The organism is Dorea sp. AM13-35, from assembly GCF_003473885.1.
In the GTDB taxonomy this organism is placed as follows: Bacteria; Bacillota; Clostridia; order Lachnospirales; family Lachnospiraceae; genus Dorea_D; species Dorea_D hominis.
Genome location: NZ_QUCZ01000001.1, coordinates 320,319 through 341,316 on the forward strand (window position 1 = coordinate 320,319; position 20,998 = coordinate 341,316).

At 40.4% G+C, this 20,998-nt stretch carries 19 protein-coding genes; 18 read left to right on the plus strand and 1 reads right to left on the minus strand.

Translation table 11 applies throughout. The annotated features are described in order from the left end of the window. The first annotated feature begins 51 nt into the window (after positions 1-51). The 3 genes from rpsB (at position 52) to DW152_RS01575 (ending at position 2,745) form a co-directional block, all read left to right on the plus strand. Complete coding sequence (gene rpsB, locus DW152_RS01565) at positions 52-795, plus strand: 30S ribosomal protein S2 (RefSeq protein ID WP_117538340.1); 744 nt, start codon at positions 52-54, stop codon at positions 793-795. Between the two features lie 33 nt (positions 796-828). Then, positions 829-1,749 carry a translation elongation factor Ts gene (tsf, locus tag DW152_RS01570; protein WP_117538339.1) on the plus strand — a complete coding sequence of 307 codons (921 nt, stop codon included), beginning with the start codon at positions 829-831 and terminating at the stop codon, positions 1,747-1,749. A gap of 228 nt (positions 1,750-1,977) precedes the next feature. Further along, positions 1,978-2,745 (plus strand): zinc ribbon domain-containing protein, encoded by a 768-nt coding sequence (locus DW152_RS01575; protein ID WP_117537125.1) that lies wholly within the window; start codon positions 1,978-1,980, stop codon positions 2,743-2,745. Here DW152_RS01575 and DW152_RS13595 read toward each other — a convergent pair. Continuing rightward, positions 2,678-2,836 carry a MerR family transcriptional regulator gene (locus tag DW152_RS13595; protein WP_330411783.1) on the minus strand — a complete coding sequence of 53 codons (159 nt, stop codon included), beginning with the start codon at positions 2,834-2,836 and terminating at the stop codon, positions 2,678-2,680. The two genes, DW152_RS01575 and DW152_RS13595, sit on opposite strands and share 68 nt — an antisense overlap. Positions 2,837-3,074: 238 nt before the next feature. Here DW152_RS13595 and DW152_RS01585 point away from each other — a divergent pair, with 238 nt between their 5' ends. The 15 genes from DW152_RS01585 (at position 3,075) to DW152_RS01655 (ending at position 20,994) form a co-directional block, all read left to right on the plus strand. After that, positions 3,075-3,449 (plus strand): MmcQ/YjbR family DNA-binding protein, encoded by a 375-nt coding sequence (locus tag DW152_RS01585; RefSeq protein WP_117537126.1) that lies wholly within the window; start codon positions 3,075-3,077, stop codon positions 3,447-3,449. Beyond that, positions 3,446-3,877 carry a flavodoxin family protein gene (locus DW152_RS01590; RefSeq protein WP_117537127.1) on the plus strand — a complete coding sequence of 144 codons (432 nt, stop codon included), beginning with the start codon at positions 3,446-3,448 and terminating at the stop codon, positions 3,875-3,877. Before DW152_RS01585 ends, DW152_RS01590 begins: the two co-directional genes overlap by 4 nt. Before the next feature lie 449 nt (positions 3,878-4,326). Next, a complete protein-coding gene (locus DW152_RS01595) occupies positions 4,327-4,809 on the plus strand; it encodes an HD domain-containing protein (RefSeq protein WP_117537128.1) in 483 nt (160 codons plus the stop codon). A 111-nt stretch (positions 4,810-4,920) separates the two neighbouring features. Next, positions 4,921-5,835 (plus strand): ABC transporter ATP-binding protein, encoded by a 915-nt coding sequence (locus DW152_RS01600; RefSeq protein WP_117537129.1) that lies wholly within the window; start codon positions 4,921-4,923, stop codon positions 5,833-5,835. Then, positions 5,832-6,740: an ABC transporter permease gene (locus DW152_RS01605; RefSeq protein WP_117537130.1), complete on the plus strand. Its 909-nt coding sequence runs from the start codon at positions 5,832-5,834 to the stop codon at positions 6,738-6,740. The genes DW152_RS01600 and DW152_RS01605 overlap by 4 nt, the downstream gene beginning before the upstream one ends. 232 nt (positions 6,741-6,972) lie before the next feature. Next, entirely contained in the window at positions 6,973-12,150 is a 5,178-nt protein-coding gene (locus DW152_RS01610; protein ID WP_158570013.1) for a Spy0128 family protein, read from the plus strand. A gap of 316 nt (positions 12,151-12,466) precedes the next feature. Continuing rightward, entirely contained in the window at positions 12,467-14,038 is a 1,572-nt protein-coding gene (locus DW152_RS01615; RefSeq protein WP_147363193.1) for a hypothetical protein, read from the plus strand. Then, entirely contained in the window at positions 14,019-15,332 is a 1,314-nt protein-coding gene (locus DW152_RS01620) for a sensor histidine kinase (protein WP_117537133.1), read from the plus strand. Before DW152_RS01615 ends, DW152_RS01620 begins: the two co-directional genes overlap by 20 nt. Beyond that, positions 15,280-15,903 (plus strand): response regulator transcription factor, encoded by a 624-nt coding sequence (locus DW152_RS01625; RefSeq protein WP_021861084.1) that lies wholly within the window; start codon positions 15,280-15,282, stop codon positions 15,901-15,903. Before DW152_RS01620 ends, DW152_RS01625 begins: the two co-directional genes overlap by 53 nt. Before the next feature lie 240 nt (positions 15,904-16,143). Further along, the gene (locus DW152_RS01630; protein ID WP_021861083.1) at positions 16,144-16,989 is read left to right on the plus strand and encodes an Ig-like domain-containing protein; all 846 of its coding nucleotides are present in this window, start codon (positions 16,144-16,146) and stop codon (positions 16,987-16,989) included. A 240-nt stretch (positions 16,990-17,229) separates the two neighbouring features. Beyond that, positions 17,230-18,054, plus strand: coding sequence for a hypothetical protein (locus tag DW152_RS01635; RefSeq protein ID WP_021861082.1), 825 nt, complete (start codon positions 17,230-17,232; stop codon positions 18,052-18,054). Between the two features lie 86 nt (positions 18,055-18,140). Continuing rightward, positions 18,141-18,836, plus strand: a complete 696-nt coding sequence (gene pyrH, locus DW152_RS01640) for a UMP kinase (RefSeq protein WP_021861081.1) — start codon at positions 18,141-18,143, stop codon at positions 18,834-18,836. Positions 18,837-18,854: 18 nt separating this feature from the next. Then, a complete protein-coding gene (gene frr / locus DW152_RS01645; RefSeq protein ID WP_021861080.1) occupies positions 18,855-19,406 on the plus strand; it encodes a ribosome recycling factor in 552 nt (183 codons plus the stop codon). Between the two features lie 66 nt (positions 19,407-19,472). Continuing rightward, positions 19,473-20,195, plus strand: coding sequence for an isoprenyl transferase (locus tag DW152_RS01650; protein WP_117537134.1), 723 nt, complete (start codon positions 19,473-19,475; stop codon positions 20,193-20,195). Beyond that, positions 20,188-20,994 carry a phosphatidate cytidylyltransferase gene (locus DW152_RS01655; RefSeq protein WP_021861079.1) on the plus strand — a complete coding sequence of 269 codons (807 nt, stop codon included), beginning with the start codon at positions 20,188-20,190 and terminating at the stop codon, positions 20,992-20,994. The genes DW152_RS01650 and DW152_RS01655 overlap by 8 nt, the downstream gene beginning before the upstream one ends. Positions 20,995-20,998 lie beyond the last annotated feature (4 nt).

Consider the following 20,998-nt stretch of genomic DNA (forward strand, 5'->3'; position numbering starts at 1 on the left):
TCAAAGACTTACATATATGCGGAAGTAAAGAACCAAATGGAGGAAAGAAACATGAGCGTTATTTCAATGAAACAGCTTTTAGAAGCAGGTGTTCACTTTGGACATCAGACAAGAAGATGGAACCCTAAAATGGCTCCGTACATTTACACAGAGAGAAACGGTATCTACATCATCGACTTACAGAAATCTGTAGGAAAAGTTGATGAGGCTTACCAGGCAGTAGCAGATATCGCAGCAGAAGGTGGAAACATTCTGTTCGTTGGAACAAAGAAACAGGCTCAGGATGCTATCAAAGTAGAAGCAGAGCGTTGTGGAATGTTCTATGTTAACGAGAGATGGCTTGGAGGAATGCTTACAAACTTCAAGACAATTAAGAGCAGAATCGCTCGTCTGAAAGATATCGAGAGAATGTCTGAAGATGGAACATTTGACGTATTACCGAAAAAAGAAGTTATCCAGCTTAAGAAAGAATGGGAGAAACTTGAGAAGAACCTTGGCGGAATCAAAGAAATGAAGACTATTCCGGATGCAATCTTCGTAGTAGATCCTAAGAAAGAAAGAATCTGTGTTCAGGAAGCACATACACTTGGTATTCCGCTTATCGGAATCGCTGATACAAACTGTGATCCGGAAGAGTTAGATTATGTAATTCCGGGTAACGATGATGCTATCCGTGCAGTAAAACTGATCGTTTCCAAGATGGCAGACGCTGTTGTAGAAGCTAATCAGGGAGCAGCTGATGCTGATGAAGTATACGAGGAAGTTGCTGAAGAAGCAGAGGCAGTAGAAGAGTAGGATTCATTCTTTTTAATGATGGAGGATAAAAAAATGGCAGTTACAGCTAAGATGGTAAAAGAATTAAGAGAGATGACTGGTGCAGGAATGATGGACTGCAAAAAAGCTCTTAATGAAACAGATGGAAACATGGACGAGGCAGTAGAATATCTGAGAAAGAATGGCGAAGCTAAGGCTGTTAAAAAAGCCGGACGTATCGCAGCAGAAGGTATTGTTATGGCTGATGTCAAAGATGATAAGACTGCAGCAATCGTAGAAGTTAACTCAGAGACAGACTTCGTTGCTAAGAATGCAGAATTCCAGGGATTTGTTAAAGCTGTTGTTAATCAGGCAATCGCTTCTGAGTCCAAAGATATGGAAGCATTTATGGCAGAAACTTGGAACGAAGATGCTTCTAAGACTGTACAGGATGCTCTGACAGAGAAGATTTCTGTTATCGGAGAGAAACTGAACATCAGAAGATTTGAGAAAGTTGTTACTGACGGATGTGTAGTATCTTATATTCACGGTGGCGGACGTATCGGTGTTCTTGTTGAAGCAGATACAGATGTTATCAATGACGAGATCAAAACTTGTCTGAAGAACGTAGCTATGCAGGTAGCAGCTATGTCTCCAAAATATACTTCCCGTGATGAAGTAGATCAGTCCTTCTTAGACCATGAGAAAGAGATTCTTCTTGCTCAGGCTAAACAGGAGAATCCGAATAAACCGGATAACATCATCGAAAAGATGATCATCGGACGTCTCAACAAAGAGATGAAAGAGATTTGTCTGTTAGACCAGGCATACGTTCAGGATAGCGACCTTACTGTAGCTAAATACGTAGAGAAGGTTGGAAAAGAGAACGGAGCTAACTTAAGCGTGAAGAGATTTGTTCGTTTTGAAACAGGTGAAGGCCTTGAGAAGAAGAACGAAGACTTCGCAGCAGAAGTTGCAGCTCAGATGGGTAAATAATCTGATATTTGCTGCTCTTTAATAAGATCCATAAAACCCTTGAAAATCCAGTGTTTTCAAGGGTTTTTCTTATGCCGGAAAGGAAATCATATGGCAAGATTAATTTCTATTGTAAAAGAGTCATGACCAAAGAGTGATAATTAAATCATATAGACAGGGTATGGCAACAGCAGGTTGCTTTTCGGAACATGAATTTATCTATATGATATGCTTATGGAGGTGATGACTATGGAAACAAAAAATATTATTTTGAAACTTCGTACAGAAAGAGGAATGTCACAATACGAGCTGGCGGATAAAATTATGGTAACAAGGCAGGCGGTATCACGCTGGGAAAATGGAGATACCGTTCCGAATACTGATACCCTTAAGCTCTTATCGAAAGAATTTGATGTCTCGATCAATACGCTTTTGGGAGAACCCAGAAAGCTGATCTGTCAGTGCTGCGGCATGCCTATTGATGATGATTCCATATTGGGACGTGATAAGGATGGCGCATTAAATGAGGAGTATTGTAAATGGTGCTATGCAGATGGAACATACACATATAATGATATGGATGAATTGATTGATGTGTGTGTAAAGAATATGGTAAATGAAAACTTTACCGAAGAACAAGCACGTTCTTATCTGAAAGAAATGCTTCCAAAGTTAGATTACTGGAAAAGATATGATGAGCTTAGTGACAATGGGCAGTTTGAAGAGTTTAAAAAGCAATTGATAAATGAAATTAATGATCTGCATATAGACGGACTTCCAAGGGTAGACAAACTAAATGCACTTGTGGGGAAATATGTGAATCTGGAATATACTCTGCCTAATGGTCAAAAAGTGAAATTCCTTAATGATCAGAAAACCTATCTGGGGAATCAACTGGAGTCTGAATTTGGAGGAGACAGGTGCTTCGGTATTCTGGCAGGTATGGATTTTATTCTCGTATGTACATATGAGAAGGATGGTAAAAATCCGGAGCTGTTGATTTATAAAAAGAGATAATATAAGCAAAAAGAAAATCTTGACAATCATAATATTGTAGAGTGCGTATACTCACTCCGGTAAGCTTGCTCACTTCATGCACTGTCATCATTAATATTTTCTCCTATCTAACTTTGTGTTCTAAGCATAAACTATTACGTAACGTCGGAGTCAATACTTTTTTACAATTATATATGCACCTAAAGCTATGAATCTATACGACTGACAAGTTATTTAGCTAAAGTCAGAAGAATAAGAGAAATGCAAAAGAATTTGGCAGGTAGTACGGGATACGAAAATGTGGTATGATTATGGGCAGGATATCAGAAGAATCTGGAGTTGAATAGATTGTGAAGAAAGAAGAAATTTTTGAATATGTGCAGAAACAGTACGGCACAGTTCCGGAATATTTATGGAGTAAATCGCCAGACAGTGCTGTACTTCGTCATAAAAATGGAAAATGGTATGCTGTACTCATGACAGTTGAGAAATCTAAGTTGGGATTAGAGGGAAATGATCTGGTTGACATCATGGACGTAAAGTGCGATCCGGAAATGACCAGTATGATTATTCAGACTTACGGTTTTTTACCAGGATACCATATGAATAAACAGCACTGGATTACGATTTTACTGGATGGTTCAGTCAGTGAAGCAAAGACATTAGACTTTTTGGATATGAGCTATGACCTAATTGATGGAACAGGCAGAAAGGAAGAAAAATGAGAACAGCGATAGTATACGCATCTGTGCATCACGGAAATACAGAAAAATTAGTAAAGAGGATAGCAGAAGAATGTCAGGTGGATTTGATTGATGCTGTGAAACAGCCAGATGCAGATCTGAGCAGTTATGATATAATTGGGTTTGCATCAGGAATCTATTTTTCAAAGTTTCATCAGTCGATATTGGGATTTGCAGAGAAGAATCTACCGGATGACAAAAAGATATTTCTGATCTGTACTTATGGTGGGAATGCGAATTATAAATCCATAGAGCAGATTTTAGACAAGAAGCATTCTAAAGTGATAGGAAAATTCGGGTGCAAGGGTTATGACACATTTGGTCCATTTAAACTGGTGGGTGGTATTGCCAAAGGGCATCCAGATGAAGAAGATATAAAAAATGCAGTTAAGTTTGCAAGAGGACTATAAATAGTTAAGCAAAAAAAACCGGGGAACAGTCCTCGGTTTTCTGATATTTGTGGTTCAGTCTTCAATTTGAAAAAAGTAACATGAACATTATGTATTGCATCAGCTTCGAAATGATCCGGTTTATGACTATGGGACCGATTTGTATTACTCCGGAATTAAAAAGACAAGGGTATGGGAAAAGTGGATTTACGATGATGTGGAAGAGTGAAGAGAATTAGAAAAGACAGCGGAATATAATAAGTACAATCTAGGGTGTCAGATGGAGGCGCCGGCAGGAGTTGCGTATGTTGTGGCGAGAAAAGAAGGGTGATAAATCGTATTTGCAATACAGCAGAAGATAATATTATAATAGCATATAAAGATGCCAGGGGCAAAAGCCTAAAACGGTATGGAATCTTTTGACCCTAACATCATACAAGTAAAAATATACGCTGGGAGGAAATAATATAATGCTGGTTGCGACTGCAATTGAAAAAATGATTGATTTTTATAAGGGAAACAGACACGATATCAATCACTTTCTTAAAGTCTGGTCGTTCGCAAAGACGATCGGAGAAAAGGAAGGACTGGATGAGGATACACAGAAGATTCTGGAATTAACGGCTGTTGTACATGATATTGCATGTCCGTTGTGCCGAGAAAAATACGGTAATGCAAATGGCAAAATGCAGGAGAAAGAAAGCGCGCCACTGGTAGACGCATTTTTTGCTGAATTGCCGGTTGAGAAGCAGAAGGTAGAACGAATCAGATGGCTGGTTGAGCATCATCATACATATACAGATGTAAAGAGCGCGGATCATCAGATCCTGCTGGAGGCGGATTTTCTGGTGAATGCCGATGAAAGCGGATATTCTGAGGAAGTAATTGAAAATACGTGCAAAAATATTTTCCGTACTTCAACGGGAACGCATTTGTTAAAGAGCATGTATTAAATCAGGGGTGTGCAATTTTTGACAAAATATATTTCATTCGGGAGAAGAACAGGAAGATCGTCTATCCTGCCGTTTTCGTATTATAAACAGCATTGTGAAGAAAGGAAAACTATGAAAGAGAATGTAATCGAAGTCAGCCATTTACATAAAGCATTTGGTAAAGTTAAAGCAGTCCGGGATTTAAGCTTCCGGGTGAAAAGGGGAGAATTGTTTGCATTTCTTGGTGTAAACGGAGCAGGAAAAAGTACAACGATTTCCATCTTGTGCGGGCAGCTATCTAAGGATGCCGGAGAAGTAAGAATTAACGGGGCAGACCAGACGCATGCCGGGCAGGACACAAGGTATCTGCTGGGAGTGGTATTTCAGGACAGTGTGTTAGATAAACCGCTGACTGTCCGGGAGAATTTGAAAAGCCGGGCAGCACTATATGGAATTACAGGTAAAGCTTTTGAAAACAGATTGCAGGAGTTAGAGAAACTGTTAGGATTTGCAGATTATACAGACCGTGCAGTTGGTAAGCTTTCCGGCGGACAGAGACGAAGAATAGATATTGCGAGAGCACTTTTGCACCGCCCGGAAATACTCATCCTTGATGAACCGACAACCGGACTGGATCCGCAGACGCGTAAGACATTATGGAATGTTATAGAAAACCTGCGGAAAAAAGAAAAGATGACCGTGTTCCTGACAACACATTATATGGAAGAAGCTGCAAGTGCGGATTATGTAGTGATTCTGGACAGTGGAAGTATTGTTTCGGAAGGAACACCGCATGATCTGAAAAATCAGTATGCGGATGATGTGGTAGCACTTTATGGAGTAACAGAAGAACAGGTGCAGCTTCTTGGAAAACAGTATAGAATAATCCGGGACGGTTATCAGATCATGGTGCGGTCTACAAAAGAGGCGACAGAGCTGATCGTGGCACATCCGGAACTGTTCCAGGATTATGAAGTGATAAAAGGCGGTATGGATGATGTATTTCTGGAAGTTACCGGAAAGAGACTGGGAGGGGATGAAGTATGAAAACATTACAGGCATTGATAAACCGTAACCGAAAATTATTTTTCCGGGACAGAGGAATGTTATTTTCTTCGCTCATTACACCAGTTATATTGATTGTGCTTTATGCTACGTTCCTTGCAAAAGTATATAAAGACTCATTTACGTCTTACCTGCCGAAGATCCTGCATGTATCTGAAAAACTGATCGATGGTGCGGTGGCGTCCCAGCTTGGTGCGGCGCTTCTTGCTGTCAGCTGTGTAACAGTTACGTTTTGCGTGAATCTTACGATGGTGCAGGATAAAGCAAGTGGCGCAAGAAAAGATTTTGATGTGTCACCGGTAAAAAGACCGGTTCTCTATCTGGGATATTTCTGCGCAACTGTGTTCAATTCCCTAATGGTAAATGTACTGGCATTGGTTCTGTGTCTTTTTTATATAAGGAAAATGGGTTGGTACTTATCAGCAACAGATCTTGCGTGGATGGTTCTGGATGTACTTCTTCTGGTATTGTTTGGAGCAGTGTTATCTAGCATTATCTGTTATCCGTTAAAGACACAGGGGCAGATGTCAGCAGTCGGAACAATTGTCAGCGCAGGATATGGTTTTATCTGTGGTGCGTATATGCCGGTGTCCAATTTCGGAGACGGATTACAGAAATTTTTATCTTACCTTCCGGGTACGTATGGAACATCTCTGCTGAAAAATCATATGTTAAGAGGCGTGTTTGCACAGATGAAAGAGGATGGATTTCCAAAACAGAGTGTCACAGAGATTGCAAAAAGTCTAGACTGCCGTCCGATGTTCGGAGGCGAAGTTGTTTCTACGCAGGAGATGATTGCTGTTATGGCAGCGAGCATTCTGATATTGGGAGCGGTTTATTTGGTGGTGACAGCTATTTTTATAAAAAGGAATACCGTCAAATCTTAGGAATCGACAAAAGAGCTGACGATAGTGTAAATATTGACAAAAAATGGAATAATCTGACTAAAATAAAAATATAATTAAATAGAATGAGATATAGACACAATAATAAGAATCGTATATAATTACAGTACTTTACAAAAAGCAGCTTGAAAGACTGCCACGATAAATGAAGCTCTGCTTTAGCAGATTTCATGATCCACACCAGAGAAAGAATAAGCTGGAAAGGAGTGGAGCAATGAAAAGGCAGTTTTTTGGAAGAAGCAGATGTAAGAATACGATCAGAAGAGTTCTGACGATCATGCTGATGATGGCACTGGTCTGGGGAATGTTATCTTCTGGTATGGCAGTACAGGCGGAAGAACAGACATCAGAGGGTACACTTTCAGGAGTGACATCTCAAAGCGAGGGTACGATGGCAGATGCGTCCAGTATTGCCAATTGGAAAAAAGCACTGACGGATGGAGACGGGAACTATTTGATAGAAAATACCGGTAAGATCTGGTCAGACAAAACAGTTACAACAGAAAATCTGGAAATAGAAAACGGAGGAAAGAAGATCACGGTATCAAATGACGGATCTGATTTCCTCGTTGCATTATCTGCACTTTCTTCTATGTCCAACAGGAAAACAGTTTCGGATAAGCCGTTAGATATCGTGCTGACACTGGATGTATCCGGATCTATGAGCGATAATCTGAATGGAAGCACTTCTAAACTTTCTGCGCTGAAAACAGCGGTAAATGATTTCATTGATAAAACAGATGCAGTCAATAAAAATATCACGGATGCATCAAAAAAACATAAGATTGCAATTGTAAAATATGCAGGAAATAAATCCGATAAAATTGGAAATACCACATATACTTCCAATGGTTATAAGTATAATCATACGCAGATTCTCAGCAATCTGACGGATGATGCATCTGTATTGAAAGCGGATGTAAATGCACTGAATGCCAGCGGATGTACGGCAGCGGATTATGGAATGGAATATACAAAAAAGATCATAGATCAGATAGAACGGAAAAAATCGCAGAAGATCGTCATCCTGTTTACGGACGGAGAACCGAATCATTTTAGCGGATTTGACGGATACGTTGCAAATCGGGCGATTTCTTATGCGAAAGATCTGAAAAAGGATGGAACAAGGATCTACACGATTGGTGTATTCGATTCGGCAGATCCGTCAGATACGCGAAATTCATTTAATGCATATATGCACGGCGTTTCCAGTAACTATCCGGATGCACAGAGTTATCAGAACCTCGGCAACAGAGCAAAAGACAGCCAGTATTACAAGGCGGCATCCAATGTGGCGGAACTGAATAAGATTTTCGATGAAATCGCGCAGGATATCAGCCAGTCAACAAGTGGTGTACCAACAGAGTTAGGAGAGGCAGACGGCAGTAAAGACGGTTATGTTATATTTACAGATCGGCTTGGGGATTATATGAAAGTGGATCGCTTTGCAAATATTGTCTGTGCAGGAAAAACATTTGATCTGAAAGAGAAGACAACCAGCGGAAATAAGGATGTCTATCATTTCTCCGGCACGGTTTCGGCGAATGCTTTATATGAAAATGCCAGTCTTGATGACCTGATCATTCAGGTAGAAAAATCAAATGATTTAAAAACGGGAGATCTTGTCACAGTGAAGATTCCGGCATCGCTGCTGCCACTTTTGAATTTCAAGGTGAACGAAGTGAACGGAAAAGAGAACGTGACAGTGGAAGAAGCATCACCAATCTCCATCTGTTATGGTGTAAGCCTGAAAGATGGTGTGGAAGAGAAAATGGCAGTTCCGGATGAGAATATGCAGTCTTATCTGGCTGAAAACCAGAAGGATGGAATTGTATCATTTTACAGCAATGTTTATACGAAAGGAGAAGATAACGGAGACACAACGTGCATATTTACACCGGCATCTGAAAATCCGTATTACCGGCAGGCGAAGAATGAGACTGAAACAAAGCAGGAAAATGTGACAGAAACCGCAAAAAATGTCTGGAGTTCAAAGAGGACAAGTGGAGATGCCTCTGAGATAAAAGAAGAACTCGGTAATAACGGAAAGTTACAGGTTGTGTGTCCGGGAGCGCTTCTGATCAGCAAATGTGCGGAAGTGGCAGAAGGATTTACAGGACCGGAAAAAGCCGGTGAAACGGAATTCCATTTTAAAATCCAGATTCCATCTGCAACGAATCAGACATTCCAGGTGCAGAAATATCAGAATGGACAGAAGTCTGGCAATCTGATATCACTTACATTTGCAAATGGAAAAGCAGACATTGTCTTAAAAGACGGAGAATCTCTCTGCATTTACGGATTGGAAGCAAATGCGGCATACAGCATCGAGGAAGTGAATCTGCCGGGAGGATATACGCTGGATGAAAAATCAGGAGAAAATGGAAAAATTAATGCAGGAAAAACGATGGAAGCAGTATTTCATAATGTTTACAGGGCAGATCCGGCAGAACTTGCAAACGGAATTTTCTGCGTACAGAAGCAGTTCCCGAACTGGGAAGCATTTCAGGGACTGTCTTTTGATATTGTGCTGAGCAGTGACCAGAAAAATGCGCCGTTCCCGGAAGGAGCGCAGGTGACAGAAAAAGACGGTGTCCGGTGCATGACAAAAAATGTAACAAATGCACAGAACATTGGGTTCGGAACAATTAAATTTACAAGACCGGGTACATTTAAGTATCAGATCCGGGAACAGATACCGGCAGAAAATAATCGTGCCGGTGGTGTGAAATATTCGCAGGCACTCTATGAAGTTGTTGTGAAAGTGACAGATGACGGAAAGGGGAATCTGCATGCGGAATTAACGATGTGGCAGAAAAAGGATGATAAAGGCGCGGAATTAAATCTTGCAGTTGCAGATCAGATTGCAAGGATTCAGAATGACTATGAGACCGATGCGGTGACACTTCAGGGCGCAGCAAATCTGAAAGTGAAAAAGGAACTTATCGGACGGGACTGGATGTCGGATGATGCGTTTACATTTGCAATCGGATGGGATAAAGACAATCCAGATGCAGCAAAAGATGTAAAGCTTCCGGAAGCGATTACTGTAAAAAATGGTGTGGAAGCGCATTTTGGTGATATCGTATTTAAAGAGCCGGGAGTTTATAAACTGGTTATAAAAGAAAGAACAGGAAGTCTTCCGGGTGTTACTTATGCAGACGGAAATGTAAAAGTGACAGTGGTCGTGACTGATAATCTGGATGGGACACTGACTGCAAAAGCACTTCCTTCCGGATATCAGACAGAAGGAAACGGCGTGTCGATTACAGGAGACCGTGTGATGACATTTACGAACCGGTACGAAGTAAAACCGGTGCAAACATCTGTTCATGGAAAGAAAGTGCTGGAGGGCAGAGACTTAAGAGCAGATGATACGTTCCATTTCCGGATCAAGGCAGAAAATGATGCGCCACTTCCGGGTGAAACGGTTGTAACAAACGATGTAGACGGAAAGTTCCATTTCCAGATGTCTTATGTGAAGGCAGGGATTTATAAATATACGATTCAAGAAGTGGAGGACACGGAGCATCCGATTCCGGGTATCCGTTATGATAAAGTTAAATACGAAGTGACAGTAAAAGTAACGGATGATGGAAAAGGAGCATTAAAGGCAGAAGTTATTTATCCGGACGGAAATCCATTGAAGATTATGAACCGCTACAAAGCAGATCCGGTTGTTCCGGCTGATTTTAAAACCGGTATACGCGGCACAAAGCAGGTACAGTCAAGTGAAAATAATATGTTTACAATGAAAGGCGGAGAATTTACATTTGTACTGGAAACTGCTGAAAATAATCCAGAGTCAGATCCGGTGAAAGCATTGTCAGAGGCTGCACGCACAGTGAAAAATGATGCAGACGGACAGTTCCGTTTTGAAAATACTATGCGGTACACAGAAAGTGGAACATATGTGTATACAATCCGTGAAAAGCAGGAAAATGCAAACGGAATCAGCTATGACGGAGTTCCGGTAACGGTAATCGTGACGGTAAAAGACAATCTGAACGGCAAATTGGAAGCAACGGTAACTTATGAAAAAGGACAGAAAAAAGCGGATAGCATTTTATTTACGAACAAATACAACCCGGACAAAGTACTTGTTACTTTACAGGGAATGAAAGAACTGACAGGCAGGACACTGGAAGAAGGAACGTTTCAGTTCAGGCTGAAATCAATCAGCGAAGATATTCCGGAAGAAGTGCAGGAAGAGTTGCAAAATGATACAGGAAAAGCAGTGGCAGAAAATGTAGACGAAACCGTTACAAATAGCCAGGGTGGAAGTTTTCATTTTGGAGAGCTTACCTATACACATCCGGGAACGTACATTTATCAGGTATCTGAAGTTCAGGGGGATAAGGAAGGGTACACGTACGATTCCCATGTTGCAACTGTGAAAGTTGTCGTTACAGATCAGGACGGCATATTACAGGCAGAAGTCTATACGGACGGACAGAAAGGAAAGTATCCAGAATTCCACAACCAGTACGCGCCGAATCCGGTAACACTGGAAGGAAAGAATATCATTCACGCTAAAAAAACGTTGCATGGACGGGATATGAAGAGTGGAGAATTTTTGTTTGAGCTATTAAATGAAGATGGAACAGTTGTTGCAAAAACCAGGAACCAGGCAGACGGAAATGTCATATTCCCTGCAATGACTTATGAAAAAGCAGGAATTTACCGCTATACAATGAGAGAAACAAAAGGAACTTCCGGTGGCGTTACGTATGATGAGACTGTTTATGGGGTGACAGTGGAGGTTACGGATGCCGGAGGATATCTGAAAGCAGAGACATCGTATGCATATGCTGGAGATGCTGTGAATATTCCGACGTTTTCCAATCAGTATCAGGCAGTGCCGGTAGAAGTGGTTCCGGGCGCTGTGAAAGTGCTGAAAGGCAGATTGCTCGCAGAAGGAGAATTTACGTTTGAATTAAAAGACGTAAATGGCGCGGTTATGCAGACGGTGAAAAATGATGCGTCCGGAAGAGTGACATTTGATAAATTAACATTTAACCGTGTGGGCACGTATATTTATACAGTAAATGAGAAGCATGAGCAGGCGAAAGGTATTACCTATGACACTTCTGTATACACGTACAAAATAACGGTGACGGATAATGAGCAGGGCGCTTATCAGGCGAAGGTCGAGACAACGCCGGACGAAGTGTTATTTACAAATGTGTACACGAAGCCGCAGGAACCACAAAATCCACAGAAACCGACTAACCCGCAGAAACCAAACCAGCCACAGAAGCCGGTAAAAACAGTTACAATCCTGCCGAAGACCGGTGATCCGGCGCAGACAGGACTGTTGATCGGAATTATGGCAGGGGCAGCAGGACTTGCTGGCGTCTGTGTAATTCGGAAGAGAAAAAGTGTGAGATAAAAGGTTTCCGGTAGCAAAAATATCTATATTATAAAAGGATGACAAGAGCTTTGACGCAGGCGATAAAACCGCAGGTGTCATAGCTCTTGTTGTATGATTGTTCCTGATATGTCATTCCAGAAAAGAAGTTTCTTTCATATACGGTATCCAGGAATCATGTTATAATAAAAATATGTAGAAAAATTGTATGGAGGAGAGACAGATGGAAAAAAGCACAAGAGCAGAATTTTCATATGTGATATTTTTTTTGGCAATTTTGTGCGGATATGTCTTTCGCCTGCTCCCACGGAATATTTTACTCCCAGGGGATGTCTTTATGGGATTGGATGTATTACGTTCTGCAATTTACATGGAACTGGTTCTGTACTGGATTTCATCTGTGAAAAAAAGGATCTTGTACAGTGCAGTTCGGAAATATTTGTTGATGATCGGTTACCTTCTTATTTTCTGGTTGTTTATACGTACAATAAAGTATCTTTTCCTGGGAAATATGGATTTCCTGAAAAGTCTGTGCTGGTATGGATTTTATATACCGATGTTATTTATACCATTATTTGCACTATATCTGGCAGTCTGCCTTGGACAGCCAGAGCATTACAGGTTACCAAAGTATTTGTATAGTCTTGTTTTCCCGGCAGTTGTGCTCTGTCTTCTTGTTTTGACGAATCATATCCATCAGTGTGTGTTTCGCTTTGAAAATGGGGTGCCTTCCAGTGATGGAAATTATTATTACGGATGGGGATACAAAATGATTCTTGCGTGGCTCAGTATGGAAGTTTTGATCTTTTTTGTATTGTTGTTTATAAAAAGTCATGTGCCCGGAAGAAAAAAACGAATCTGGTTGCCAATGATTCCGTTGGGCGTGGGGATTCTATATGTAGGATTGTACCTTTCCGGAATTTCGTTTCTTCGGACTTATGCAGGAGATCTGACGGTGATGATGATTCTTGTGATCCTTGCTATCTGTGAAGGATGTATAAAAAGCGGTCTGATCCCGTCAAATACAGGATATGAAGAACTGTTTGAAGCAACTACAATCGGAGCACAGATTCTGAATCAGAATAAGGAAGTTTGTTTTGCATCTGGAAATGCAAAACAAATATCAGAAAATGTACTGGAAGAGGCAAAAAATAGACCGATTGATCTTGGGGAAGAACAATTGCTTCTTGCACCGGTCAGAGGAGGAGCGGTTGTATGGTGTGAAGATGTAACAGATATCAGATGTGTATTAAAACAATTAGAAGCAAATGCGGAACAACTGGAATCCAGCCGCAGTCTTTTGCAGGCGGAAGTGGATTTAAAGAAAAAACAAAGCAAACTGGATGAGCAGATGCAGTTTTGTAATAAAATTACAGAGTATACAAAAGATCAGATCGATCAGATTAAATACTGGCTCGAAAACAGTAAAAATGAGAAACAGAAATGGGAAAATCTGAAAAAAATCTGTGTACTTGCCGCCTATGTGAAACGGATGAGTAATTTAATATTACTTTGTGAAGAATCTGATTTTTTGCCGGCAAAAGAATTGGAGTATTGCTTGAGGGAGTCGGTGGAAAATCTGAAAGTATGCAAAATAGCAGTATCTTTATCCGGAAAATGTGAAGGAGTTTTGAAAAAACAAGATTTGATCGCATTATATGAAACATATGAAAAGCTGATGGAACAGATCCTTGGTGATGTGGATGCAGTGCTGTTACATTTACAGTCGGCAAATAGGCAGGCGGTATTAAAATTGAATATAGCGGGAAATACCAGATGCCTGTCTCATGTAAGAGATATTGCAGTGGCAGGGAATATACAAATCAGGAAAAGAATACAGAATGAGGAATGTCAGGTACAACTGTATGCCGGAAAGGAGATAGGAAAAAATGAGCGCAATGATATGTAGTTTATTGTTTCTTTGTTTCTTTTTACAGGCAAATGCATTTTTGAAAGAAAAGAGCAGACGAGAAGTCAGAACAGGTCTTTTAGTCAGCAGTTTACTGAATCTGGGATTGTTAATTATATTTGCGGCAGGGGTACAGAAGCTGGCAGATAAAAGCACCACTTCAGCGATAGAAAATGTGGTACTTGGAATTCCGAAAATATACATATTTCTCTATATTGCTATGGCAAGTGTAGTGGCAGGAAAGGTTTATTACCGGCAAATTTGCAGAAGCAAAACGGAAATAACGAATAATACAATACGTGAAGCTGCAGATACGTTACCAATGGGACTATGCTTTTATGATACAAATGGTCAGATTCAGCTTATAAATAAGAGAATGAATCAATTGGGACATAAATTGCGTGGAAAAGCAATTGTAAACGGTGAAGATTTCTGGGAGTTTTTAGAAGAAGGAAGTTTGGTGCCAGGATGTAAGCGCCTGTCCAGGAAGAGTCCAATGATTTTTCAAATGGCGGATCAAACAGTCTGGCAATTTGACCGGGAAGAAATCTATGTGAGAAAAAAGAAAATGATACAGGTGACAGCTTCAGAAAGAACGATGCTATATCAATTACTGAAGAGGCAGGAAGAAGAAAATGAAGAACTGAAAAGTATCAACAAAAGACTGAAAGTGTATGCACAGAGGGTAGAAGAACTTACGCGTGCGCGTCAAAGACTTGATACAAAAGTCCGGATTCATGATACGTTCGGACAAATACTTATGGAAACCAGATATTTTCTTTCAAGCAAAACTGTAAAAGATAAAACGGATGAATTATTAAAAAAATGGCATCATATCATTTCGCTTTTACAGCAAGAGACAAAGGAAGAGCAAGAGGATGCCTTGTATTATTTGAAAAATGCAGCAGCATCCGCAGGAATAAAACTTAAAGTAACAGGAAAAATCCCAGATGACAGAAGTATTCAGGAATTGTTTCTGGCAGCGGGGGCGGAAGCTTTGACAAATGCTGTTCGCCATGGAAAGGCGGACAATTTGTGGATTGAGACAGGAACCGAAAAGGGAGAAATATATTTTATTTGTTCAAATGATGGAGTGATTCCACAGAAAAAAATTACAGAGGGCGGAGGGTTGTCAACGCTTCGTCAGAAAACAGAACTGGCAGGCGGGTCTATGAAAATTACAGCTGAAAATGTATTTTCCTTGAAAATACGGCTGCCAAAAGCAGGGGAAGGAAGAGAGAATGATACATGTATTGATTGTGGAAGACGATCCAATGGCAAGAAAATTGTTTGAGATTATTTTGCAGGAAAGTGACAGATATATAGTTACAGCGGCAATTGAGAGTGCATCTCTTGCAGAATTTTACTGTATGACGAGCACGGTGGATCTGATTTTAATGGATGTCTGTACAGCGCTACGCTCGAGTGGATTGGAAGCGGCAGCAAAAATTAAAAAGATTTATCCAAAGAAGAAAATTATTATTGTGACAAGTCAGCCGGAGTGTGATTTCGTGGAGCGTGCAAGAAAAAGTGGAGTAGAAAGTTTCTGGTATAAAGATCCTTCGGCAGAACATTTGCTGGATGTCATGGATCGGACGATGAGAGGAGAATCTGTTTATCCGGATAAACTGCCTGTATTGCAGATCGGACTTGCAACAAGCGAAGAATTTACGGCAAGAGAGCTGGAAGTACTGCGGGAACTGACCAGCGGAGATACGGATGATGAAATTGCAAAAAGATTACATATCTCAATACATACAGTAAAAAAATATGTAAAAACACTGCTACAGAAAACTGGTTTTACAACGCGGACACAGCTTGCGGTAATGGCAAGAGAAAGCGGAATTGTGATACGGGGATTTTAGAAAGGGAAAAAATATAAAAACATACTCTTTTGAGGGATGTTATACATTTTTTCTTCTGTTAAACTGAAACTAGAATTAGAGATCTTATGTACAAATTCAAGGAAAAGGAGGAGATAAATATGAAAGAAAACGAAGATATTTTGCGAGCGTGCTTGTAATGCTTCTGACATTGCTTCCGGAAGCAAAGGAAGTTTTAAAAAATGTGTTCTTTAAGTTAGGGATAACTGGAAAGGAAAGCGTATGGATAAAAAAATATGGAGATGTATAAGAAAAAACTTTTTGGCGGTTGCAATGGTAGCAATTTTTATATTTTCCGGAGTACAGGGATGTAGAGTAGAGGCGGCAGCGAAACCAAAGCTCAATAAAAAAAGTGTTATGTTGTACGTGGCGCAGAGCAAAAAGTTGAAAGTGAATCATACAAAGGCAAAAGTAAAATGGTCGAGCAGTAATAAAAAAATTGCAAAAGTCAGTAAAAAAGGTACAGTAAAAGCAGTTAAGCCGGGAAAATGTACAATTTATGCAAAAGTAAAGGGCAAAAAGTTAAAGTGTAAGGTGGAAGTTGTTTCCAAACAGCAATATTATGGAAGAAATTTATATATGCTTGTGAGACAAAAAGGAGCAAAAGGTTCATCGGATGTCAGACGCATATCAATGAAAATAAAACAGTATGACGTAGAAAATTATCGTACAGTTATAATAAGTGCGTATCCGAAAAAATGGCAGATGCAATTTGTGTTTAAGGAGGATCTGGAAGAACCGGATGAATTAACGAGAGTGGATATAAAACTGGATGTTTCAAAAGATAAGGCCGGACAATTAAAATATGTATATGAAGACGGTTACAGTGACATTATTACCCGCATACAGGGCAAGGTTGAGAAAAACTGTGATGAAAACAAAAAAGGTCTGGACTTAACGTATTATGAAATTATTAGAGAAGAAGAAGATCCTGACAAAGGAGTGCCGGGAGAGTGGGCATGGCCAAAGACATCCGAAAGTGTAAAAAATGCATTTAGCTATTATGACGATTTGTTAAAAAAATATGGATATTCCATGAAAAAAATTGGGTTTATGAATCGACTTTAAGTGGCTACGAAGAGTTTTTCGTGCTTGTGTGGAAAAGAACAGGGAGCAGTATCGTTTATCAGGACGAACTGCTCCCTGTGTGTTGTTTTATTTTATGGAATAATTTCATTCATGTTTCACTTCCATTGGAAATAAAGAATATAAAAAGCAGATTTCACAAAATATTCAGAAAAAATTAAGTGCATTTTCCGGTATATCTTCTATAATAGTAAGAAGAAAGACAAGAATGGAGGACTTAAGATGGACATAGAATTAGAAAACGAGATTCAGAAAAGGTTACACAAATATCATAAGAAGATGTGGGCTTCGTATGGAGCCATTGCAATAGATATTTTGTTTCTGATTTACATGGTGATTTTCAAACTGGATCTGGATATATGTTCCTGGTCATTTGGAATATTTGGAACTTTCCTGATATATGTGGCTGTTTTTGCAGCATATGCCGCAATTGCTGTTCTGGCATGTCTGTTGGAAGCATTTGGGAAACTGGAAATAGAGAAGATTTTATTTGAGGAATGTGATCCGTTTTTATATGAGGCATGTGCAATGCGTATAAAGCAGCCATTTTTCAAAGATCGTGTGAATTGTAATCTTGCAGTCGCAAGGTACTATCAGGGAAATATAGATGCAGCATATGATACGCTGATGGCGATTAATCCAGAAAAATTAAAAAGAGAATTCGCACTGAATTATTATCTGTTATTATCCATGATCTATTTTCAGAGAGACATGGGACAGCAAGTTCCGGAGCTGGAACAGGCATGTCGCAGAAAACTTTCTAAAAATAAAAAAGGACAGGCTCTTTTTGCACATTTGTGTGCATGCAATAATTTCCGGAGGGCAATGGCAAATAAGGACTATGATGCAGCGTTCGGATTTATGCAGGATGCAGCGACTGCACCAAATCGTCTTTTTTATAAGTTGCATCAGGTTGCATACAGCTACGATGCAGCGTTGTTGTACAGAGCAGCAGGTGAAAAGGCAAGCACCGGATGGAATCTGGATTATATAGCAAAAGAAGGAAATAAGCTTTTTGTTGTACAAAAAGCAGAAGAAATGCGATAGTTATTCCTTTTTTGAAATTCCTATGTTATAATTACAACAAGTATGTGAAAACATAAAAAGAGAAAAGATAAGGAGTTTGAAAACCGATGAAAAGAGTATTATTAAAACTCAGCGGGGAAGCACTCGCAGGAGATAAAAAAACCGGATTTGATGAAGCTACATGTGTAGGCGTTGCAAAGCAGGTTAAGAAACTGGTAGACGATGGCATCCAGGTTGCAATCGTAACCGGAGGCGGTAATTTCTGGAGAGGAAGAACCAGTGAGACGATTGACCGTGTGAAAGCTGACCAGATCGGTATGCTTGCAACGGTTATGAACTGTATTTATGTATCTGATATTTTCCGTTATGTCGGAATGGAGACAGAGATTTTCACACCATTTGTATGTGGTGCATTTACATCACTATTTTCCAAAGATGCAGCAGTAGAAGCACTCAATGAAGGAAAGGTTGTATTCTTTGCAGGCGGTACAGGACATCCGTATTTCTCAACAGATACAGGAGCTGTTCTCCGTGCGATCGAGATCGAGGCAGATGCAATGCTTCTGGCAAAAGCAATTGATGGAATTTATGACAGCGATCCGAAGGTGAATCCGGATGCGAAGAAGTATGATGAGATTTCGATTCAGGAGATCATCGATAAGAAGCTGATGGCAGTTGACCTGACAGCATCTATCATGTGCCTGGAAAATAAGATGCCGATGCTAGTATTCGGACTGAATGAGGAGAACAGTATCGTTGAGACGATGACAGGAACATTTACAGGTACAAAAGTAACTGTATAATAATAGGAGGAAATATTTATGAACGAGAAATTAAAAGCATATGAAGAGAAGATGACCAAGACAATGGGTAATCTGGATGGAGAGCTCGGAGCAATCCGTGCAGGACGTGCCAATCCAAATGTTTTGAATAAAATCATGGTAGATTATTATGGAACACCGACACCAATCCAGCAGGTTGCAAACGTATCTGTACCGGAGCCGCGTATGATCCAGATCCAGCCATGGGAGAAGTCGATGGTAAAAGTAATCGAAAAAGCGATCATGACTTCTGATCTTGGAATCAATCCGACAAACGATGGAACATGTATCCGTCTGGTATTCCCGGAACTGACCGAGGAACGAAGAAAAGAACTGGTAAAGGATGTTAAGAAAAAAGGAGAGGCAGCAAAGGTTGCAATCCGTAATATTCGTCGTGACGGAAATGATGCATTCAAGAAACTGAAAGGTTCTGATGTATCTGAAGATGAGATTAAGGATATGGAAGATGATCTTCAGAAACTGACAGACAAATATGTCAAAGAAGTTGACAAAGCAGTTGAAGCAAAATCAAAAGAAGTAATGACGGTTTAATAAATGAGGGGACAGAAGCCAAAGAGATTTTGGTAACTGTCCCCCATTCGTGGGAGGAGAAACCAGATGAATGTACCGCAGCATATTGCGATTATTTTGGATGGAAACGGACGTTGGGCGAAAGCAAAAGGAATGCCACGTAATTATGGGCATGTACAGGGAAGCAAGAATGTTGAGAAAATCTGTGAAGAAGCATGGAAAATGGGGATCAAATATCTGACTGTATATGCGTTTTCGACAGAGAACTGGAACCGTCCGGCAGATGAAGTGAACGCGTTGATGAAGCTGTTGCGCAGTTATATGAAGACCTGCCTGAAAACAGCAGCGAAAAATGATATGAAAGTCCGTGTAATCGGTGATAAGACCAGACTGGATGATGACATCCGAAATCGTATAGAGGAACTGGAAGAAGCTACAAAGGATAACGGTGGACTGAATTTCCAGATTGCATTGAATTACGGAAGCAGAGATGAGATTATGCGTGCAGTCCGCAGAATTTCCGCAGACTGTGCAGAAGGTAAATTAAAGCCGGGAGAGATTTCAGAAGAAGTTATTTCAGGCTATCTGGATACACATGGAATCCCGGATCCGGATCTTCTGATCCGTACAAGTGGGGAACTCAGATTATCCAATTATCTGCTCTGGCAGCTTGCATATACGGAATTTTATTTTACAGATGTTCCGTGGCCGGATTTTTCAAAAGCAGAACTGGAAAAGGCGATTGAGCAATATAATAGAAGAGACCGCCGCTACGGAGGCGTGAAGGAGGAACAGAAAAAAGATGTTTAAAACAAGACTTTTAAGTGGAATTGTTCTGGTGATCATCCTGATCGCTACAGTTGGATGCGGAGGAGAAGTACTCTTTGGCGTACTTGGCGTAATCAGTCTGATCGGTATGACAGAATTGTATAAGGTAGTGGGTGTGCAGAAGAAACCAATTGCATTTGCCGGTTATCTGGTAGCAGTAGCTTATTATGCACTTCTGTATACGAATCAGTTAAATCGTTTGCCGCTACTGATCATGGGATTTATGATCGTATTGATGGCAGTTTATGTATTTTCGTATCCTGCATTTGTAGCAGATCAGGTTGCAACAGTATTTTTTGGAGTATTTTATGTGGCAATGATGATGTCTTATGTATATCAGACAAGAATGTTAGAGGATGGTGGCATTGTAGTATGGCTCATTTTCCTGAGTTCCTGGGGATGTGATACCTGTGCGTATTGCGTCGGCATGCTGATCGGTAAACATAAGATGGCGCCGAAGTTAAGCCCGAAGAAGTCGGTAGAAGGTGGAATCGGAGGAATTGTAGGTGCAGCGTTGCTTGGCGCGATATTTGCAGCTGCAATGAATCATTTTGCCGGAGCACAGGCAAATGTGTTGCATTATGCAATCATCTGCGGAGCCGGAGGAGCGATTTCCCAGATTGGAGATCTGGCAGCTTCTGCCATTAAGAGAAATCATGATATTAAAGATTATGGTACGCTGATTCCGGGACACGGCGGTATTCTGGATCGTTTTGACAGTGTTCTTTTTACAGCACCGGTCATTTATTTCCTGACAACATTTCTCGCCGGCAATCTGTAAAATA